Origin of the sequence: Paenarthrobacter sp. A20, assembly GCF_024168825.1 — a bacterium.
In the GTDB taxonomy this organism is placed as follows: domain Bacteria; phylum Actinomycetota; class Actinomycetes; order Actinomycetales; family Micrococcaceae; genus Arthrobacter.
Genome location: NZ_JALJWH010000001.1, coordinates 739,969 through 759,199 on the forward strand (window position 1 = coordinate 739,969; position 19,231 = coordinate 759,199).

Annotated in this window: 16 protein-coding genes; 9 read left to right on the forward strand and 7 right to left on the reverse strand. The window is 63.6% G+C overall.

The window, feature by feature from the left end; genetic code table 11:
* Positions 1–47: 47 nt before the first annotated feature.
* Positions 48–1,385 carry an MFS transporter gene (locus J3D46_RS03560; protein WP_231340353.1) on the forward strand — a complete coding sequence of 446 codons (1,338 nt, stop codon included), beginning with the start codon at positions 48–50 and terminating at the stop codon, positions 1,383–1,385.
* 144 nt (positions 1,386–1,529) lie between these two features.
* Here J3D46_RS03560 and J3D46_RS03565 read toward each other — a convergent pair whose 3' ends face one another.
* Positions 1,530–3,407, reverse strand: coding sequence for an S-layer homology domain-containing protein (locus tag J3D46_RS03565; protein WP_231340352.1), 1,878 nt, complete (start codon positions 3,405–3,407; stop codon positions 1,530–1,532).
* 110 nt (positions 3,408–3,517) lie between these two features.
* Positions 3,518–6,241, reverse strand: a complete 2,724-nt coding sequence (locus J3D46_RS03570) for an FG-GAP-like repeat-containing protein (protein WP_231340351.1) — start codon at positions 6,239–6,241, stop codon at positions 3,518–3,520.
* Positions 6,242–6,470: 229 nt separating this feature from the next.
* On the opposite strand from J3D46_RS03570, the gene J3D46_RS03575 reads away from it, so the two are divergent.
* The gene (locus J3D46_RS03575) at positions 6,471–6,707 is read left to right on the forward strand and encodes a hypothetical protein (protein ID WP_089597727.1); all 237 of its coding nucleotides are present in this window, start codon (positions 6,471–6,473) and stop codon (positions 6,705–6,707) included.
* Between the two features lie 23 nt (positions 6,708–6,730).
* On the opposite strand, the gene J3D46_RS03580 is transcribed toward J3D46_RS03575, so the two are convergent.
* Both J3D46_RS03580 and J3D46_RS03585 read right to left on the reverse strand, forming a co-directional pair.
* Positions 6,731–7,018: a MoaD/ThiS family protein gene (locus J3D46_RS03580; protein ID WP_159707990.1), complete on the reverse strand. Its 288-nt coding sequence runs from the start codon at positions 7,016–7,018 to the stop codon at positions 6,731–6,733.
* Between the two features lie 7 nt (positions 7,019–7,025).
* Positions 7,026–8,273 carry an exo-alpha-sialidase gene (locus J3D46_RS03585; RefSeq protein ID WP_231340412.1) on the reverse strand — a complete coding sequence of 416 codons (1,248 nt, stop codon included), beginning with the start codon at positions 8,271–8,273 and terminating at the stop codon, positions 7,026–7,028.
* Positions 8,274–8,815: 542 nt separating this feature from the next.
* On the opposite strand from J3D46_RS03585, the gene J3D46_RS03590 reads away from it, so the two are divergent.
* Together J3D46_RS03590 and J3D46_RS03595 are read left to right on the forward strand one after the other, a co-directional pair.
* Entirely contained in the window at positions 8,816–10,027 is a 1,212-nt protein-coding gene (locus J3D46_RS03590; protein WP_231342820.1) for a GGDEF domain-containing protein, read from the forward strand.
* A 158-nt stretch (positions 10,028–10,185) separates the two neighbouring features.
* A complete protein-coding gene (locus tag J3D46_RS03595; protein ID WP_231342822.1) occupies positions 10,186–10,965 on the forward strand; it encodes an isocitrate lyase/phosphoenolpyruvate mutase family protein in 780 nt (259 codons plus the stop codon).
* Between the two features lie 54 nt (positions 10,966–11,019).
* Here the strand turns inward: J3D46_RS03595 and J3D46_RS03600 are convergent, their stop codons facing one another.
* The gene (locus J3D46_RS03600; RefSeq protein WP_231342824.1) at positions 11,020–11,943 is read right to left on the reverse strand and encodes a LysR family transcriptional regulator; all 924 of its coding nucleotides are present in this window, start codon (positions 11,941–11,943) and stop codon (positions 11,020–11,022) included.
* Positions 11,944–12,125: 182 nt separating this feature from the next.
* On the opposite strand from J3D46_RS03600, the gene J3D46_RS03605 reads away from it, so the two are divergent.
* Both J3D46_RS03605 and J3D46_RS03610 read left to right on the forward strand, forming a co-directional pair.
* Positions 12,126–12,470, forward strand: coding sequence for a YgjV family protein (locus tag J3D46_RS03605; RefSeq protein ID WP_231342825.1), 345 nt, complete (start codon positions 12,126–12,128; stop codon positions 12,468–12,470).
* A gap of 109 nt (positions 12,471–12,579) precedes the next feature.
* Positions 12,580–13,611, forward strand: a complete 1,032-nt coding sequence (locus tag J3D46_RS03610; protein ID WP_231342826.1) for an LLM class flavin-dependent oxidoreductase — start codon at positions 12,580–12,582, stop codon at positions 13,609–13,611.
* A 9-nt stretch (positions 13,612–13,620) separates the two neighbouring features.
* Here J3D46_RS03610 and J3D46_RS03615 read toward each other — a convergent pair whose 3' ends face one another.
* Entirely contained in the window at positions 13,621–13,821 is a 201-nt protein-coding gene (locus J3D46_RS03615; RefSeq protein ID WP_231342827.1) for a hypothetical protein, read from the reverse strand.
* Positions 13,822–13,988: 167 nt separating this feature from the next.
* Here J3D46_RS03615 and J3D46_RS03620 point away from each other — a divergent pair, with 167 nt between their 5' ends.
* Genes J3D46_RS03620 through J3D46_RS03630 form a run of 3 tightly spaced genes read left to right on the forward strand, consistent with a single transcriptional unit; the run spans position 13,989 to position 17,531 of the window.
* Positions 13,989–16,628: a CHAT domain-containing protein gene (locus J3D46_RS03620; protein WP_231342828.1), complete on the forward strand. Its 2,640-nt coding sequence runs from the start codon at positions 13,989–13,991 to the stop codon at positions 16,626–16,628.
* Positions 16,625–16,966, forward strand: coding sequence for a CU044_2847 family protein (locus J3D46_RS03625; RefSeq protein ID WP_231342830.1), 342 nt, complete (start codon positions 16,625–16,627; stop codon positions 16,964–16,966). Before J3D46_RS03620 ends, J3D46_RS03625 begins: the two co-directional genes overlap by 4 nt.
* A gap of 58 nt (positions 16,967–17,024) precedes the next feature.
* Entirely contained in the window at positions 17,025–17,531 is a 507-nt protein-coding gene (locus tag J3D46_RS03630; protein WP_231342833.1) for a universal stress protein, read from the forward strand.
* 306 nt (positions 17,532–17,837) lie between these two features.
* Here J3D46_RS03630 and J3D46_RS03635 read toward each other — a convergent pair whose 3' ends face one another.
* Entirely contained in the window at positions 17,838–19,229 is a 1,392-nt protein-coding gene (locus J3D46_RS03635; RefSeq protein ID WP_231342835.1) for a GntP family permease, read from the reverse strand.
* Between the last annotated feature and the right edge of the window lie 2 nt (positions 19,230–19,231).

Sequence of the window (19,231 nt, forward strand, 5' to 3'; positions counted from 1 at the left end):
CCTTTGAAGCTAGATCCGCGACATCGTCGTCACAGAAGGAACCACCCATGAGCCAAACAATGCCGTCAGCGACGCCAGGCACTGAAACAACCACCGGAACACCCAAGAAAGCCGCGCTTGCCAGCTTCCTGGGCAGCGCCGTCGAGTACTACGACTTCTTCATCTTCGGTTCTGCCGCGGCCCTGATCTTCCCCCACGTATTCTTCCCCTCGGCCGACGCCAACGCGGCCATCATGTCCTTCGCAACCTTCGGCTTCGCCTATGTTGCCCGGCCCGTCGGCGCCGTGATTCTGGGTCACTTCGGCGACCGTATTGGCCGGCAGAAGGTCCTGATGTTCACGCTGGTCCTGATGGGCGCAGCCACGTTCGTCATCGGCTGCCTCCCGGACTTCAAGACCATTGGCTGGTGGGCGCCCGTCCTGCTGGTCCTTGCCCGTCTTTGCCAAGGTCTTTCCGCGGCCGGCGAGCAAGCCGGCGCTTCCTCCATGACCCTTGAACACGCCCCGGACAACCGCCGCTCCTTCTTCACCTCCTGGACCCTTACCGGCACCCAGGGTGGCCAAATCCTGGCGGCACTGGTGTTCATCCCTGTGGTGGCACTGCCGGATGAGATCAAGTACGGCATCGGCTGGCGCATTCCGTTCTGGCTCAGCGCAGTGGTTGTCCTGGTGGCCTTCTTCATCCGCCGCACCCTCCACGAGCCGCCGGCCTTCGCGGAAGCCAAGAAGAACAATGAGATCTCCAAGCTCCCCGTTGCCGATCTCCTGCGGCTGCACTGGCGCGATGTTCTCCGCGTGGTCTGCTGCGCCTTCATCGCCGCAGTCAGCACTGTCTTTGGAACCCTGGCCATCAAGTACGCCCAGGATGTTGCCGGCGTCAACAGCACCATCACGCTCTGGCTGGTGGTCGCAGCAAACGTTGTTGCCCTGGGAACCCAGCCCCTGTTCGGCATGCTCGCGGACAAGATCGGCCGGAAGCCCGTCTTCATCTACGGAGCCTTCGCCAGCGCCATCATGACTCCGGTGTTCCTGCTGACCCTCGAGTCGGGCATGGTGCCGCTCATGTTCCTCGTCTCCGTGGTGTTCTTCTCCTTCGGATACGCCGCAGCAAACGCAGTATGGCCGTCCTTCTACGGTGAAATGTTCAGCACCAAGGTCCGCTTCTCCGGTCTGGCCATCGGCACGCAGCTCGGCTTCCTCATGGCAGGCTTCGCCCCGGCCATCGTCACCGCGCTGGGCGGAACCAAGCCCGGCGGATGGGTTCAGATCTCCATCTTCACCGCAGTCATCTGTGTGATCGCAGCCGTCTCAGCGATGACGGCCCGCGAGTCCGCAAAGACACCCACAGCAGAGCTCGGCCTTCACAAGCAAGCCCAGCACGCCTAAGCCTGACGCTCCAGCCCGCTTTGTCTGGTCTGGAGCACGGAAAGCCCGGGATGTCACCTGACATTCCGGGCTTTTCGCTGTGCCTGAGACGCGACAGGCCGAGACAACTGGGACGGAGCGCGCCGCGCCACCTGAGAGGAGCGTCTAACTGTCCTGCGCGTTGAACCTGTACATGAAGGCGGCCATGGCATCACGATTGACGGGCGTCAGGGGCCGGAAAGTGCGGTCATCCCAGCCGGTGCTGATCTCCGTGGACGCCAACCACGCGATCTCCTTGTAGAACTGGGCGTTGGCCGGGACATCCACGAACGGGGAAGCGGCTGGCGGAACGAAGTCCGTGACCTTGGAGAAGCGGTACAGGAACGCGGCCATGGCATCCCGGTTGACAGGCTGCAAAGGCCGGAACGTCTGGTCCGGCCAGCCACCCGAGATCTTGGTTGACGCCAGCCACGCGATCTCCTTGTAGAACTGGCTGGTGGTCGGAACGTCCACGAACGGCGACGAAGCCGGGGGCGAGAAGGCGGGTTGCCCTGCCAGTCGATAAAGGAACGCCGCCATGGCATCACGGTTCACAGGAAGGAAGGGGCGGTACGTAGCGTCAGGCCAACCCTTGGAGATACCAGTGGATGCCATCCAGCTGATCTGGTGGTCGAACGGCTGCCCCTCAACGATGTCCGCGAACCGCGTGGGCGACCAGTAGGTAAGGTCGGCACTTGTCTGCGCGCCGCTGGTCACGGCAATCTCCTTCGCTTCCGGCTCTTCAGCCACATTTCCGGAGAAGGTGGTGCCGGCCAACCGGACGTTGGTGGTGTTGCCCCGGAGACGGTACGAACCCGTAGTCAGCCCGGTGATCTCGTAGCGTCCTTGGGCATCCGTGACAGCCTTTCGGGTGCTTAGCGAACTATCGCGCGTGTAAGCCTCTACTACCGAGAACGGCAAAGGATGGGCTTGCTGGTCGCGGAGCGTCCCTGTAATGGTTCCACCATTGGTGGCAGTGAAGTCGAATCGTGTCTTTTCCTCATTTCCGGCGAGTGTGATGACCTGCGCGGCGTCAGCACCCTCATGCTCAAGGACTCCGCTGTAGAACTGCCCCTCGAAAGCCCTCCGCCCCGTGAAGATGTCCAAACCGAGCTTGTATTGTCCCGGCGCCAGGCCACTGACCGTGTAGCTTGTTCCGGTCTGGCCTACGATGATCTCCTTCACGACGTTTCCGTCCAGGTCCCACACGGAAATCTGGTGGCTTATGGTTCCAGCCGAAGGCCAAGGCCCGTCCACATACCCGCTGATGCTGGCTCCTGCGTCAGCGGTCATCGTGGCGTTCCAGACGTCCTGTTCCCCTGTGATGGAGACAGTTTCTGCTTCAGCGAAAGACGCGCCACCGCCATACCAAGCGGGCAGGACACCCCCGGTGACTCGAATTTTGTAGTCTCCGCTGGGGAGGCCCCGGAGATCATAGTTGCCGGTGGAGTCTGGGTATTCGGATGCTGCGACACCGCCCGAGGCGTCGATGGCCTCCACTTTCACCGTATTCGTGTCGACGTGGAAGGGCATGTCGACCCTGCCTTGGATCCGGCCGCCACCCATACGCAGGTCAATTCCGGTGACAGACTGCCCCTCATTGACCAGCACGGGAACAAAGGTGTCGAAGTTTGAGCCGCCGTAGATTTCCTCGGGAAACCACGCGGCCTGGCTGGAATGGAAATAGATCTTGTATTCCCCCGCCGGCACGCCAGGAATTGTGTACGTACCATCGAGGTTCACCGTTCCCATCGGAACGGTGGAGGACGGGTTATAGAGATTGATGGCCCAAACGGCCACCTCGCCCAGGTCCACTCCCGAACGGACGGAAATGGTTCCGCTGATCGAACCGCCCGTCGTGCTGCTGAGCGTATCCACACGAACGGCACCGGGGCCCGAGCCAATGGCGTGCGCCGGAACCATTCCCAACACCAACGAAGCAAGCAGTGTTGCCATCATCGCCAGGACAGCCACACGCCAACGCCGGATCCTCAAAAAAGACACGGATTCCCCCAAGATCAAGAGTGGATCGCCGTCCTCATCGCAGCGAATACGGCAATGCTAACGTTCGCCTCCGACAGAAATGGAATCCGTGTCTCAGCTACGACAGATAGCTACCGCGGGTTCAGCGCCACCGGTTTGAACGCGCCCCGGCCCGTCCCGGAGTACATCAACAACGTCCCGTCCCCTGCGACGCCCACCAGGGACGGATCGCCTGTACCGGTAAACGCGTTGCCGATGGCCGCGAAGGTGGTGAACATGTTCCAGCCCGAGCCCAAGTACTGCCGGGCGAGGAAACCTCCGCTGCCGTTGCCCGGGTAGAGCCAAAGTGCGCCGTCAGTCCCCCGAGCCAGCACGTCTTCGCTGCCATCGCCGTTGAAGTCGCTGCCCTGCATCACCGCGTTGAAGATGTTCCAGCCGGTACCGATCTGTCGCCACGGCTGGAATCCGCCCGCACCGTTGCCCGGGTACAACCACATGCTGCCGTCAGCGGCCCTCGCCAAAATATCGGCGCGGCCATCACCCGAAAAATCGCCGGGTGCCAGCAGTTCCGTGAACCCTTGCCATCCCGTCCCGATCTGCTTGCGGGCCAGGAATTGTCCCTTCCCGTCGGTTGGATAAAGCCACAGCGTCCCATCGGAGGCCCTCGCCACGAGATCCGGGTGCTTATCGCCGTCGAAATCCCCGGCACTGAGTACCGCCGTGAAGACGTTCCAGCCCGTCCCGAGCTGCACGCGCGGCAGGAAGCCACCCGACCCGTTGCCTGGGTAGAGCCACAGGACGCCGTTGGTGCCACGCGCCAGGACGTCAGCGACAGCATCGCCGTCGAAATCCCCCGCCTCCCACACTTGGCTGAAGTGGTTCCAGCCGGTTCCAATTGCCAGGCGGTCCGCGAAGCCGGCACCGTCACCCGGGTACAGGATCATGGACGCGCCCGCGAGGACGTCAGCACGCTGATCGCCCGTCAGGTCCTGCCCTCCGACGATGTCACCGGCGCTGTTCCAACCACTTCCGACGGCGGCACGCGGCAGGAAGCCGCCCCCACCATCGCCGGGGTAGACATAAAGCGTGCCGTCAGCAGCGCGGGCAAGGAGCCCGCCGGACCCGCCACCGAAGGAACCGGCAGGGGCGAGGCTGTTGAACGAATCCCAGCCCTGGCCGGCCAGCACCCTGGCAAGGAAACCACCCGAGCCGTTGCCCGGGTAGAGCCACAGGCGACCGTCCGTATCGGAGGCGATCACGTCCGCGCGACCATCGCCGTTGAAGTCACCCGGAGCTACTAACTGGGTGAAGCCCTGCCATCCGATGCCAACCTGGCTTCTGGGCAGGAATCCGCCCTTCCCGTTGCCCGGGTAGAGCCACAGGGCACCGTCGCTGCTGCGTGCCAGAATGTCCGCAAAGCCATCCCCAGTGAAATCGGAAGTGCCCAGCACTGCGTTGAAAATATCCCAGCCGGAGCCGATCCGCACCGAATCCTCCAGGCGGTTCCCGGGCAGGCCCGCGAAAAGGAGCAAGGAGCCGTCGGCTTCGCGGGAAATGACATCGGCGAGTTTGTCGCCGTCGAAATCACCTGCTGAGAACCGCATTCGCGTCTTGAGCTTGGGATCGGCGTTGATGGTGACCGTCGCCGAGGTCGACGTGACGGAATTGATGGTCACCTTGGTACCCGTGTAGGTGGTGAACGTGCTGCCGGCCTGCCACGCGTGGTTCTTTGCGTAGTAGGGCTCAGTGAACGGAACGGTCGACGGCATGAGGATCAGTGACGAGGCAATGGTGGCCCCGCCGCGCTGGACGATTTTGACGCCCTTGTTACCGCTCTGCGTCGATGCCGAGAGGTAGTTGTCGTAGCCCACCGGTTGCCGAAGTTCCAGGTAATAGACCTCGCGGCTGATGGGATCCGTGAACTTGATGGCCCGCTGCGCCTCAGTGCCGCCCCATGGTTTGAGGGTGTAGCTCTTGACCCCCGTGGCAACGCCCACGTCTCGGATTTCGTCGCCGCGGCCCAGCCCGGCGAAGTCCCACAGCGTGGAACTCACCACGGGCGAGGCGTACTGCGCTGCACCCATGATGTCCGTGGTGTCGCCGTACTCGCGGATGTAGCAGGAAGAGTCGGTGAAACGCCCGTTGCTGTCCACCCCAATGTCGGAAGCACCGCTGCGGCACTGCAGCGCATCGGCGTGCATCAAGCCGATCACGTGACCGAATTCGTGGCTCATCACATTGTTGGAGAAGTTGCTGATCTGCGGCATCAGGACGCGACCACTGTAGCTGCCGCTGCTGTAGCCGGCGCCCAGCGCATTCCCGGACAGCGTGGCCGTGGGAACGAAGATCACCAACGCCGTGTAAGGGCTCGCGGACCACTTCAGCTCACTGGTGATGGTGGACATGATGGTGCTGTAACTGTCCGTGGACTTCGCCTTGGACTGGTGCCCGGCCACCTTGCTGGCAACGGACATGGACAGCTTGTTGGCCGTCATCGCTTTCCAGTAGCTGCTGGTCGCAGCCACGGCCTGCTCGGCACCCGCCATCGAAACCGGGTTGGTGTTGTCCGCCAGCTTGGCCGTCACCAGGCGGACGCGGATATCTCCGCCCGGGCCGGCGGCCAGCGCCCCGTCGCGGAGGAGGGAGTCGACGTCGGCCTGTCCCTTGGGTGCGTTGTCGACGGGAGGCGTCTCGAACGTATGCTCCGAGTGCGGTGTTCCTTCCACGAACTGGACGTTCGGATTGTCCGGCCCCGGCAAGGGAACGGCCGTGGCCGGCGCCTGGACGAAAAACAGGCCCGCGGCAAACACCACCAGGCCTGTAGACAACGCGATCGATCGCCGCAAAACACCCATTGAATCTCCCCGGGGATGGAGCCTGTTGGTTCCTGTGAGTCTCAGGAACCGAGATCAGGCTACAGCCGCGGCCGCAGTGCACCCGGAAGGCGGGGCGGGGCCACCGGAAATGCAAGCAACCCGGAATGCTAACCGGACCCTAACCGCCCCGAAATACCGTGGCAACATTGGCCCGCCACACTGGAATAGCCGGCAAGTGCAGGCACAAGCTCCAGCCCAGGAGGCCACAATGTTGAAGGAAGTCACAACACACACAACACGTATACGCGCGATCAGCCAGCTCCACCGTGGAGACGAGATCGAAGCCCGCCTGTCCGTGGGACCCGCCTACGATGACGTGGTCATCCGCCGCGGACAGGTCCAGGAAACCGCGCCGGGAATCGGCGTCGTCTGGATCATGGATCACGCCTCAGGTATGAGGAAGGCCATCAATACCGACGAATGCAGTGTTTGGCGCGTCGCCTGAACCGGCTTGACCCCAAACCCCGCTCAGCCACCGGCCACGGACTGGACAATCAGGACCTCCTGGCCGGCCGCGACCTCCGTATCAAGACCCTTCAGACGCCGGACCTCATCACCGTTCACGTAAATATTCACGAAACGGCGGAGCGCCCCGGTTTCATCACGCAAACGCCTGGCCAGCACCGGATAATCTCCGGTCACAGAATCCAGCAACTGTCCCACGGTCACAGCCCCGTCGGCGGACGCAGTCAGATAGGACTGTCCGCCGACGAGCGGCTGCAGGACACCAGGCAACAGGACCGTAAAGTCAGCCACAACGGACCTAACCAGGTACCGGGGCGCTGGATTGATCGTCCGGAGTGGGGTCAATCGACCGGGCCGCTTCCTCCACAATCACTGCGGCTTCGGCAATCACAGTGGCTTCCGCCGCAGCCAGCGGGGCTTCCACGCCTGCGGCGTTGCCAACCACGACAGCGGCCCGCACGCACAGTACGTCCGGTAGGTGCGAGGCCACTTCAGTAAAGGTCCCGTCCTCGTCGGCGCTGGCGTACACGGCACCGCCGCGGGTTCCGAAATACACGCCAACGGGTTCGGCTGTGTCCACGGACGCCGCATCGCGCAGGACGGCGTTGTATTCGTGGTCCGGAAGTCCCGTGTGCAGTTCAGTCCACGAGTTTCCTGCGTCGTTGGTTCGGTGCACGCTGAGCTTGCTGTCAGGAGGGATGCGTTCGCCATCGGCCTTCAACGGAATGACCCAAGCCGTGCCCTCGCGGCGGGGATGCGTCAGCATGACGAAGCCAAAGTCCGCCGGCAGCCCCTCCGCGATGGAATCCCAATTCTCACCGTTATCGTCCGTGCGGTACACGCCGTGATGGTTCTGCGCATACAAGCGGCCCTCGACGGCGGCATCCGCTGCGATCTTGTGAACGCACTGGCCGAACTCCGGATTGGGATCGGGCATGAAGTAGGCCGAGATTCCCTTGTTGCGGGGCTCCCAGGACGTCCCGCCGTCGAGCGATCTGTAAACGCCGCCAGTGCTCATGGCGATGTGGACCTTTTCGCCGGACGGATCAACCACGATCGAGTGCGCAGCCGCGCCACCATAGCCGGCGCCCCATTCGCTGCGATGCGGGTGGTCCCACAGCCCGCGGTTGAGCTCAAAGTGCTCGCCGCCGTCGGTGGATTTCCACACGGAAATCGGTTCGCAACCAGCCCAGACGACGCCGGGGCGGGAGTCGGCGTCGGGGTGGATCTGCCAGATCCGTTCCAAGGCGGCGTCGGTGCCGTCCGGGAATTTGATGGCGCCTTGCTCAGGCTCGGTCCAGGTGGCACCAAGGTCGTCGGAGTGGGCCACGGTGGGACCCCAATGCTCTGATCGCACACCCACCATGATCCTGGTTTTGCCGCCCCGCGTGTCTATCCCGATGCTGGGTATCTCGCTCATCAGGAAGTGCGGGCCGGAGAGGGACCATTCCTTGCGGTCCGGGCTGGTAGCCAGCCACAGGCCTTTCTTGGTCCCGATCGCTAAGACATAGCTCTCTGCGGTATCTGCGGTTGCCATGAGTCCCATCGAACCATCAGGGCGGGTGGGTGGCAAGGGTGGGATACTGGCCGATTTTGCGGGACGGCGGCCGGCATATTCCATCGCCGATAAATCAGTATCGATTCCGTTATTGGCGTGCCTGGGAAAATCTGCTGTTTCCTCGACTGCTGGGCCCTTCGCTGGTTCTCGTGTTTTTTATTTCGGCCGCAGGCAGCATTGCAGGCATGGCAGCGGTCCGCATTAAAAGGCCCGCGGAACCTTAGAAGGCCCCGTGAAATCAGCCGCAAACAAGAGCCAGTGCAGGGCGTCCCTGAACGGGCGCTGACCCGCGAGGCAGCGCCCAACGCCGAACAAACGTGGCTCACGTCCGGGTTCGGATTCCTCCGGGTTCGGATTCCCCTCACTGATCCCTATTCACTAAAGTGAGAAAACATGCTTGACTGTTGGCTTTGTGGCCAAAAGCCAGTAGAGCAACAAATGCGGGGGATTAAGTGCAGCACGGAGATAGCGATCATTCGAGGGTAACAAATGAGGGATATTTGGTGCTCGGAAGTTAGCGGCGCAGCGCCATGATTGCACAATCAGTGCAAGAGGGAGCCATAGTCCTGGACCCCTTCTCCGTCAGGATCGTCCTCGGCCTGGTCACTCTGACCTTGATCGTCATTTCCTGTGCCTCGTCCCAACGAAGACGCTCGCCCTACGCCGAGTGGTGGCGGGTAGCCCTGTGCCTCTTTTTCGTTGGCAATGCAGCCTTCCTGCTGAACGGTACGGCCGCCCAACTGTGGGCCAATCCCGCCGGCAAGACCCTTGTTGTCGCGGGGACATTCTGTGTCTGGGCGGGGGCACGCACCCTCCGCGACCGCCGGGCAAGCGCGTGGCTGCTGTTGCCGGCTCCTCTTCTCAGTGGCTTTGCATCCGTTCTGGACGATCCGGGAAACAGCGTGTGGTCCGGCGGCTTGGTGTACCTGTGCCTGACGACGCTGGGAATCACGTTGGCCGCGATGGAACTGTGGTTCGCGAAACCTGCCCGGTCCAGGATCACCAAATTCCTGTCCATCGTCGCCGGGCTGACGGCCTTGTACTACCTGTTCCGGGCAGTGACCTTCGTGCTGGCCGGACCGGGCAACGAGGTTTTCCGGACCTTCTTTGGCTATGCGCCGGCTGCCCTGATGCATTTGATGCTGCTGGTGGCCGTGTCCTCCACCATGAATACGCTCAGCAACAAGCAGTTGATCAAACGCCTCCGGGAACGGGCGGATCGTGATCACCTGACCGGGTTGCTCAACAGGGGTGCTTTCCTGGAGCTGGCCTCCCGGCAGTTGGCGGGCCCTGCGTCCCATCACGGTGCGGCCCTGGTCCTGGCCGACCTGGACCATTTCAAGGCCGTCAATGATGAACACGGGCACTCGGCCGGTGACGCGGCCCTCCGCGCCTTCGCCACAGCCTGCACTGCCTCGGTCAGGTCGACGGATCTCGTGGCCCGATACGGTGGGGAGGAATTCATCCTGTTCCTGCCTGGAGCTACCCAACAACGGGCTGAGGTCATCGCTTCAGAAATCAGTAGCCGCCTATCGGCGATGCAGGGCCCGGATGGCTTGCCGTTCCCAACAGTGAGCTACGGCGTCACCTCGACAGGCACGGACGTTCCGGACCTGGCCTTCATGATCAACGTGGCAGATGCCGCGCTTTACAATGCGAAAGCCCAGGGCCGGAACAGGGTCGTAGGAGCAGAGCCGGCGGAAACGGAACCAGCGGCAGAAGCCGGCCACCCGACGTCGTAGTTTCCACCGCTACGTAGTACATGGGCACACGATGCATGGTGTGCCGCCTCACCCCCCAGGCTGTTTCCATGGCCCGACGTTATGCCTAGGCTGTGGGTGGCAAGTGAGACTGGTTCCCACCCGTGGATCACGGAGAACAACGATGACGGAGAACGACGATGACTGACGCAAATATCAACGCCCGTGCACAGCAGCTCAAAGCCCTGCATGAGGCACCGGAAATCCTGAGTGTGGTCAATGTGTGGGACGCCATCAGTGCCCGGACAATTGCAGCACTGCCTGAGACGAAGGCCATTGCCACTGCGGGGCATTCGATTGCTGCAGCCTTTGGCTATGCCGACGGAACCATGCCCTTGGACGTCGCACTGGACGGCGTGAAACGCATCGTCGACGCGGTGGATCACCCGGTCACTGCCGACCTGGACGATGGCTACGACAACCCGGCCGAGACCATCCGCCGGGCGATGGGGATCGGCGTAGTTGGTGCCAACGTCGAAGACCGGCTTCGGCCCTTCGACGAGGCCGTGGCCCGCGTGCAGTCGATCATGTCGGCAGCCGCCGACGAAGGCATCCAGTTCCAGCTGAACGCACGCACCGACGCGATCGCCCGGGGCGGGGACCGGCCGATCAAAGACAGCATCGAGGACGCCATCGCCAGGGGACGCGCCTTCCTGGACGCCGGCGCTGCGCTGGTCTTCGTGCCAGGCGCCATGACCCGTGAAGTCATCGAACCGCTGGTTGAAGGCCTCGGTCACGGGAAGCTCTCCGTGATCGGTGCACCTGGAGCCCTGCCCGCTGCCGAGCTCCAGAAACTGGGTGTGGCCCGCGTGTCCTACGGCCCGTTTACGCAGCGCGTGGCCCTGCGTGCACTGCAGGACCTCGCCACCGACCTGTACGGCTCGGGAGTGATCCCTACTGACACCCCGGCCCTCAACTAACCTGAAGCAGTCGCCGGCTGCCTGACCTGCCCCGCCTGCGAAAGGCGCGGCGGGTCAGGAGCCCGAGCGGGTGTCGAACGCCGCCGCAGACTCCCGGAGCAGCCGGGCCACCGTGTCCACGGGCAGGCTCGCCGCCCTTCGCCGGTCGAAGCGTCGCAAGGCGATGTGCCGGGTCCCCAAACCGGGAACGTCCAGGATGTCCACTTGGTCATGGACCACGCCGGTGAGCGCCAAGGTGGGCACGATGGCAACCCCCTCGCCGGCAGCGACGAGTGCCAGCGCGGTGAGTGTGTCGTGGTACTGATGAACAGTCTCAATCCGGGCACCCGTCGAGTGGCGGAGACGCCCGAGCACTGCTGTGTTGGCTGCTGACGGCTCGACTCCCAGCCACGGCAAGTGCAAACGGGTCAGGTCGATGTTGTCCGTGCCCAGCAGGGTTCCTGTGGGCACCACGAGCTTCCATGGTTCATCCAGCAGGGGTTCCTGCACCATTCCGGCCGCCATCGGATGCTGCTCGGCCGCTGTCGAGTCCTGTTCAATCACCACAGCATCGAGCTGGCGTTGGCGGAGCAGCCGCATCAGCGCGGGATAGGAATCCTCCACGATCTGAATCTGCAACTGGGGGTATTGGCTGCGCCACTCCGGAAGACGCGGGATCACCACTGTCCGCATGAAACTGGTGAATCCGCCCACGCGCACAACACCTGCGATGTTGACCTCGCTTTGCATCCGGGCGCGGGCCACGTTGAGGGCTCGTTCTATCTCTTCCCCCGCCTCGGCCATGGCCAGGCCTGCGGGTGTGAGCACGGAGCCTTTAGGGGTTCGCAGGAGTAGCGCCTGCCCTGCCTCGTTCTCGAGTTTGCTGAGCTGCTGCGACACCGCGGAGGGCGTAATCCGCAGTTCATCAGCTGCCGCGAGGACGCCGCCGGTACGGGCAACAGCGAGAAGAACCAGCAGTCGGCGCGGGTCCATATCCATGTTAAGCGCTCCTAAACACGGGCTTCAGAATATTGCAATTGAACTAAACGGCTTACTCACTCAATATTGACTCAAAAGCACGATTCCGTCGCCCAACACCGACTACCGAATCAAGCCTCCACTCCGGACCACACGCCGCCCGCCGGCTTCATCCGAGTGCCCAAAATCATGAAAGGACTCCCATGGAAATGCTGTTCGAAATCACCGGCTGGGCCGGCGCAGTGGCAATGCTCGGCGGCTACATGGGAGTGTCACTGGGCTGGTTGCAGGCGGGCAGCACCTTCCAGACGGTCAATCTTTTTGGTTCATGCGCGTTCATCGTCAATGGCACGCTCCATGGAGCCTGGCCCTCCGTCGTGACGAATGTCGCCTGGTTCCTGATCTCGGCAGTGGCTCTTCTCCGGATGCGGGCCAAGCAGCGGCCTGCGCGGGTCGCAGCCCAGGCTCCGGAAAGCCCGTCACTGCGCCCGGACACTGCCGCCCAGGTCATCGTCGCGGCAACCCGCCCGGCCGCCAGCTGCGCGTAGTTCTGGCACCAGAAGCAGTCCTCCATCACAAAAGGTAACGTCCCGCCGTCGCCCCCGGGACCGCAGCCTATTCTGGGCAGTAGCCGCCGCCCGACCGTGAAGGAAGCCCATGCCCATCCCCGAACACCCCCTGCGCAAGCTTGGTTTCCTCACTATCGGCCTGTTCGATCCAGCTGACCCGGCCGCCGGGCACCAATCGACGTTGGAGATCATCGAACTCGGCGAGCGGCTGGGGTTCGACAGCGCCTGGCTGCGGCACCGCCACCTGCAGTTCGGGATCTCCTCACCTGTTGCGGTCATGGCCGCGGCAAGCCAGCGCACCTCCAGGATTGAGCTCGGCACCGCCGTGACGCCGTTGGGTTGGGAAAACCCCTTGCGGCTGGCCGAAGATCTGGCCACCGTGGACCTGCTCTCCGGTGGGCGGATCAACCCGGGGCTGAGCGTCGGCGAACCCATGAACTTCGACACTGTGAAACATGAGCTCTATCCGGACACCGCTGACGTGGAGGACTTCAGCTACGCACGGGTGGACCGGCTTGCCCGTCTGATAGCCGGCGAAAAAGTGCGGGACTTCTCCGGGAAGCAAGGCGTAGTGGAGGAATTCTCCAACCGCGTGGAGCCGCACTCCGCCGGGCTTCGTTCACGGCTTTGGTATGGGGCGGCAAGCATGAAATCGGCCGTGTGGGCCGGAGAAAACGGCTTCAATCTGCTCTCCAGCAGCGTCATCTTCCCCGACAAGGACCAGGAGCCGGATTTCGCCGGGGTCCAACAGTCACAGATCCGCGCTTACCGCGCGGCCCCCGCCCTGGCAGGGAACACTGCCCGGGTATCGCAGGGGCTGGTGGTAATTCCCACGGATTCGGCATCACCGGCCCAGCGGCAGAAGTACCAGCGGTACGTGGACGAACGCACACCACGCACACGCACGCCCCAAGGACCGAAGCGCATGATGTTCGCCCAGGACATCATCGGTACCAGCGATGACATCGCCGAGCAGCTCTACGCCCATCAGGGATTCCAGGAAGTCGACGAGGTTGCCTTCGCGCTGCCCTTCAGCTTTGACCAGGAGGACTATGTACAGATCCTCACCGACATCGCGGGCAAGCTGGGACCGGCCCTGGGATGGAAGCCGGCCGGCTAAGCAGCCTCGTCAGTCCACGAACTCCGACTGCGTCTCAATGAAGTCCCAATCGGCGACGGTCAGCACACCGCTGACCTTGTCCCGGTGGGGTCCGCCGGCTTCGGCAATATGCTGCAGTACTTGCAGCGGAAGTTCGTCGGCACGCAGGTTTTCGCGCAGCCATTCCTTGCTGTCCAAGTGCAGATCGAGCCACCACATGTAAATTTCCATCGCAGACCGCCTTCCTTCGAATTAACCGTAGGCCGGGGCAGTTGCGTCTACAAGGGTCCCGGCCTACGGGCTCTTGTGGCGGGGCGGGCTTAGGGCCAATCTATTCCTAGGGGCACTCCCGGCTCACTGGATGTGCGGCGGATTGCCCTCTGCACAAGGGATCCGCGATGGACTGTGACATCGAGCTGGAAATTGATACCGGCTCCGCACGCGGCGAATATACGGTGCACGTAGTCCGTGCCCCGGCGGGAGGCCACGCTTCGGGGGCATTCACCCTTGACGTGGACGGCATCCTGGACCGGCTCCCCCAACTGGAGGCCACAGTACTTGCTTCCGCTGTTGCCGCCCGCAGGACCATGCCCGTGGCCGAGATGGCCGTCCGCGAGGTTGGCCAGGAGCTGTTCCAGGCGCTGTTCACTCGCGAGGTCTACGGCACGTACCGGGCAAGCCTGGGTGCGGCGCAACACGCCGGCCAGCAACTGAGGGTTGTCCTGAGACTGGCAGCCCCGGAACTGGCCACCATGCCTTGGGAGACCCTGTTCGACCCGGAAACCGAAACGTACCTCTGCCAGACCGAGCCCCTGCTCCGGCACGTCCCCGCCCCCGATTACAACCTGAACCCCTTGGATGTGGCGCCTCCGTTGCGCATCCTCGGGATCGTGGCCTCACCCCGGGACCTGCCCACTTTGGACGTCGACGCGGAGAAGGACCACTTGGGCCGGGCTCTTGCCGGTCCGGTGTCCGAAGGCCGGGTGGAGCTGGTTTGGGCAAAGAGCGGCACTTGGGATGACGTGCAGTCCATGCTGCTCGCCGGCCCCTGGCATGTGGTCCATTTCGTGGGACACGGCGACTACGACTCCCGTACCGACGAAGGCCGGATAGCGCTGGTGGGGCCGGATGGCAGGGCCGCGATGGTCCGTGCCGTCCGACTCATGGCCCTGCTCAGCGTCGCCGCACCCCGTCCCCGGTTGGTGGTGCTGAACTCGTGTTCCTCCGGCGAAATGGGGCAGTCAGACCTCTTCTCAGGCACCGCGTCGGCCTTGGTCCGGAGCGGCATCGGAGCCGTGGCAGCAATGCAGTTCGCCATCAGCGACTACGCCGCAATCGCCTTCGCCCACGGTTTCTACGCCGCCATCGCAAACGGCCGCACAGTGGACGAGGCAGCACGGATCGGCAGGATCTCGGTCATGGCCAGCCCGGACGGCACCCTGGAGTGGGTCACCCCTGCCCTCTACGTCCGCGGCGGCTCCACCCAACTGTTCACCTTGAAGGGAACGCCCCGCGCGCCCGGTTTCGTTGACGGGACAGGCTCGGTTGCGGGCACTGGTTTTGCTACCGGCACGACGGCGGCAACATCAGCGGGTGGCCAGGCTGCGGGTTCGACGGCGGTCACCCCGGTGGGCGGTCAGGCGGCAATCCCACCGGGATTTGCCGGTGGTTCCGGAAGCGGTGCTGCGCAGGCCATGAAACGCGCCCAACTGCGTGCGTTGTATGTTCAGGCATCGGCGGAACTGCGGGCACGGCGCTTCGAGCAGGCCGTAGAGCTGTTCGAAGACCTCCTGACACTGGAACCCGGATATCGCGACGCCACAGCCTTGAAGGACAACGCGCGGCACCGGCTTGAGCTGGCCCGGACGTACCGCGAAGCTCTCGAAGCTGAAGAAGCGGGCGATTGGTTGGCCGCGGCAGATGGCTTCGCCGTGGTCCAGGACGACCCCGCGTACCCAGAAGCCGCAGCCCGGAGGCAGGACTCCGAACGGCGGCAACGCATCTCCGATCTGCAGGGCGAGCTGCGCTATCACTCGTCCCTCGGCTCGTGGGAGGCGGTGCTGGACGTGTCGGAAGAGTTGGCGGCCGTGGACGCCGGCGCAACGGATCCCGACGGACTCGCCACGGCAGCGCGGGCAGAAATCGAGAAGGCCAGGCCCAAGGAGCCACCCCCGGCTGAGGTGCCTGTGGTTGCCGGGGCCACTGAAGATGAGACACCACATGGCTCCTACACAGCGGCCGATTCTCCGTTGCGGCCACTGCGGAAACCGACGCCGGCACACACCGTCGCCGCGGACCAAAGTCCCGGCCCTGGGACTGGCGCGAACCCCGCCCCAACTACCGGCACCGAAGAACGTCCGGCACCTGACCCAGCCCCTGACGAAACCAAAGCTGAGGCACCCGACGGCGTCCCGGCGTCGGGCGCTGGCGTTTCAGCACCCGACCCCGGAGGCGGGCCGGAGCCGCTGCTGTGGACGCCGTTGGCGTGGGGCGGCGCCGCGCTGGCTGTTGCAGGCGGCGTGGGAGCGTGCTTCGCGGTGTTCTTCATGTGGTTCGACGTCGAGTTCTGGCAGGACAACGGCGGCGACATCGTTCTTCGGGTCCTTTATGGGCTGTTGGCTCCTATCGGGTTCCTGCTGTTGGCCGTCGCGGGCCTCCCGGAGCGATCAGCCCAAGGAAGGTTGGCCATGGCGGGCGTTGTGGTTTCCCAGGCCGCTTTTGGCTTGGCCGGCCTCAACTACACGGTTGAGGTAACCGCAGTCGTGTCCAGCTTTATCCTGTGCGTTTTTGGGCTGTGGGCGGGCGTCCTGGCACTCCGGAATCCGGCACAACGGACTCTCGCATGGTTCTTGCTGCTGCCCCCTGTGCTGCAGCCCATCATCTGGATTCAAGGGAAAGGCGTGTTCATGGAGAGCTGGTATATGACGCAGGCGCTGCCATTGCTCCTGCATTTGCTGCTGCTTTGCTCGGTGGGCATTGGAATCATGGTCACTGCCCGCAGGCTTCGTCCGGTTGCTGAAGCGGGGACCGCGCCATGAGCAGGCTGGTTGAGTTCACTACCGACGACGGCGGCACGGTTGTTGTGGAGGTCGCGAGCGCTGCGGGGAGCCTGGTGACCAGGGGCGGCGATCATGCAGGGGATCATTCCGGCATTTTCGCGCGGGCCCAGCAGACCTTCGAGCGGGCGTTGGCGCATGTGCGCCCAGCGGTTCAGGGGGTCATCGATGAGCTCCTTAGCCTGGAGAACCGTCCGGATGAGGTGAGTGTGGAATTCGGCATCGACCTTCATGCGGAGGCGGGCGCGTTCATTGCATCGGCGAGCACGGGCTCCAATTTCACAGTGCGCCTCACGTGGAACAGGCCCTCTGAAAGCTAACCCGCAGTAGCCCCCAAACAGCCTGTTCATTGGATCGCCCCGGCGCAACAATAAGGGTATGGCTGCGGAAAATTTCAGCGGACCGATTCCCTTGGTTGTAGGGGTTCTGCCGGACCAGCATGTGGAGGTCCTCCAAACTGCCCGGACCTTGGCCGAGCGGCTCGGCGTGCCGTTGGTGTGCGCGTACGTGGACGAGGCCAGCTACCTCGTGGAGTGGGACCCATCCCGGGAGACACACCGCATGTCGCTTCATCCCGAGAAGGACGATGCCGACGTCGAGGCCGTGCGCGGCGATCTTGGCAGGGTTATCGCAGAGGCGATGGACGGCGGCACGGCTGATTGGACCTTGCGTCTGCTGGCCGGCGATCCGGCCCGGGCCTTGGGCAGGCTCGCCGCGGATATCAACGCCTCAATGATCATCGTTGGGACGCCGGAGCCGGGTTTGGGGCATCGGATTTCGGAGGCCTTGAATGGTTCGGTGGCGGCGTGGCTCAGCCATCACCAGCGCCGTCCCGTACTGATCGTGCCCCGGAAAAAGAGGCCTGACGGTGCCCATAAAAACTAAAGCGAAAGTACTTATTCAAGGTGGTGGCAAAGGGGTTCCCCGCAACGTAGAGTAATTACTGCAGGTCGGCCAAAGCCCCTGCTCAAAGACCGCTCCGGAGTGCGTATCCCCCAATAACGCACTCCGGAGCTCTTTGCTTTAAGCGGCCTGCCCACATGTACCGCCACCACCTTCTTTGACGCGACAACGGCCCCGACACACCTTTTCCAAGGCGTGTCGGGGCCGTTTCGATTTCATCGTGGGTGGCAGCGGTTCAGGCTCAAACGGACGGGCACGACGCCGGCGCCTGGGTTGGGTGCCGGAACGTCACCTGACGAAGGTGTACAGCAGGGCCGCCATCCCGAAGCCCACGATGGAGAGCACCGTTTCCAGCACGGTCCAGGTCTTCAGGGTGTCCTTGACGGACATGTTGAAGTACTTGGAAATGATCCAGAAGCCGCCGTCGTTCACGTGGCTGGCAATGATGGAGCCCGAGGAAATGGCCACCACGATCAACGCGAGCTGCGGCTGCGAGTACCCGGAGGCCAAGCTGGGAGCCAGGATGCCGCCGGTGGTCACGATCGCCACGGTGGCCGAACCCTGCGCGATGCGCATGCCGGCGCTGATCACGAAGGCGGAGAGGATGATCGGCAGGCCTGCCTGGGACAACGAATCCGCAACGGCCTTGCCCACGCCGGTGGCCGAGAGGACCGCGCCGAAGAAGGCGCCGGCACCGACAACCAGCAGGATCATGCCCACGGGACGCAGCGAAGAGCCCGTGATTTCGCTGAGCTCGGCCGAGGTCATGCCGCGTCGGATGCCCAGGAGCCACATGGCCAGCAGCACGGCCACGGTCAACGCGATGGCCGGGTTGCCGAAGAACTGGAGGATGTCCCGGAACGTGCCCGCAGGGGCAAAGATGTTGCCGAACGTGCCGCCGAGGATGAGGATCATGGGCAAGCCGATGGCCAGGAGGACAAGTCCAATGGACGGCTCGTTGCCCTTGGCCTGATCAGATTCCGGAACAATCCGGTCCTCCGGCACGGAAACCATCACGCGCTTGCCGATGTACGTGCCCCACAGGATGCCCGAAGCGAACCAGGCCGGAATGCCGCAGATGAGGCCCATGAGGATGATCCATCCAAGGTCCACGCCGAACAGTCCAGCGGCCGCAACCGGTCCGGGGTGCGGCGGCAGGAAGGCGTGGGTCACGGAGAGGCCGGCGAGCAAGGGCAGCGCGTAGAGGGCCAAGGACTTGCCACCACGGATCGCAGCAACGTAGACCAGCGGCGCCAGGACGAAGATGCCGATATCGAAGAACACCGGAATACCCAGCACGAAGCCGGTGATACCCATGGCCAGCGGGGTGCCCTTTTCGCCGAAGATCTTCACCAGCTTCCCCAACAGCACTTCAGCGCCGCCGGACCGCTCAAGGATGGCGCCAAGAACGGTGCCGAGGCCGATGATCACGGTGATGTGGCCCAGGATGCCGGCGAAACCCTTCTCAATCAGGGCGTCGCTGCTCTTGGTGGCTGAGCCCACCAGGGCCTCCACGGAGATCCCGCCCACCAGGGCAACGATCACACCGGTTCCCACCAGGGCGATGAACGGCTCAAGTTTGACCTTGATGATCAGGAACAGCAGAAGGGCAATGCCTGCACCTGCAAGGAGGAGCAGCCCGGCAGTATCGTGCCGCAGCCAGTCAAGGAATTCATTCATGG

What these genes read in the sequence shown, in the direction of transcription:
- J3D46_RS03560 (WP_231340353.1), top strand. Translation starts at nt 48, where the DNA reads ATGAGCCAAACAATGCCGTCAGCGACGCCAGGCACTGAAACAACCACC.
- J3D46_RS03570 (WP_231340351.1), bottom strand. Translation starts at nt 6,241, where the DNA reads ATGGGTGTTTTGCGGCGATCGATCGCGTTGTCTACAGGCCTGGTGGTG.
- J3D46_RS03575 (WP_089597727.1), top strand. Translation starts at nt 6,471, where the DNA reads ATGTTGAAGGAAGTCACAACACACACAACACGTATACGCGCGATCAGC.
- J3D46_RS03585 (WP_231340412.1), bottom strand. Translation starts at nt 8,273, where the DNA reads ATGGGACTCATGGCAACCGCAGATACCGCAGAGAGCTATGTCTTAGCG.
- J3D46_RS03590 (WP_231342820.1), top strand. Translation starts at nt 8,816, where the DNA reads ATGATTGCACAATCAGTGCAAGAGGGAGCCATAGTCCTGGACCCCTTC.
- J3D46_RS03595 (WP_231342822.1), top strand. Translation starts at nt 10,186, where the DNA reads ATGACTGACGCAAATATCAACGCCCGTGCACAGCAGCTCAAAGCCCTG.
- J3D46_RS03600 (WP_231342824.1), bottom strand. Translation starts at nt 11,943, where the DNA reads ATGGATATGGACCCGCGCCGACTGCTGGTTCTTCTCGCTGTTGCCCGT.
- J3D46_RS03605 (WP_231342825.1), top strand. Translation starts at nt 12,126, where the DNA reads ATGGAAATGCTGTTCGAAATCACCGGCTGGGCCGGCGCAGTGGCAATG.
- J3D46_RS03610 (WP_231342826.1), top strand. Translation starts at nt 12,580, where the DNA reads ATGCCCATCCCCGAACACCCCCTGCGCAAGCTTGGTTTCCTCACTATC.
- J3D46_RS03615 (WP_231342827.1), bottom strand. Translation starts at nt 13,821, where the DNA reads ATGGAAATTTACATGTGGTGGCTCGATCTGCACTTGGACAGCAAGGAA.
- J3D46_RS03620 (WP_231342828.1), top strand. Translation starts at nt 13,989, where the DNA reads ATGGACTGTGACATCGAGCTGGAAATTGATACCGGCTCCGCACGCGGC.
- J3D46_RS03625 (WP_231342830.1), top strand. Translation starts at nt 16,625, where the DNA reads ATGAGCAGGCTGGTTGAGTTCACTACCGACGACGGCGGCACGGTTGTT.
- J3D46_RS03630 (WP_231342833.1), top strand. Translation starts at nt 17,025, where the DNA reads ATGGCTGCGGAAAATTTCAGCGGACCGATTCCCTTGGTTGTAGGGGTT.
- J3D46_RS03635 (WP_231342835.1), bottom strand. Translation starts at nt 19,229, where the DNA reads ATGAATGAATTCCTTGACTGGCTGCGGCACGATACTGCCGGGCTGCTC.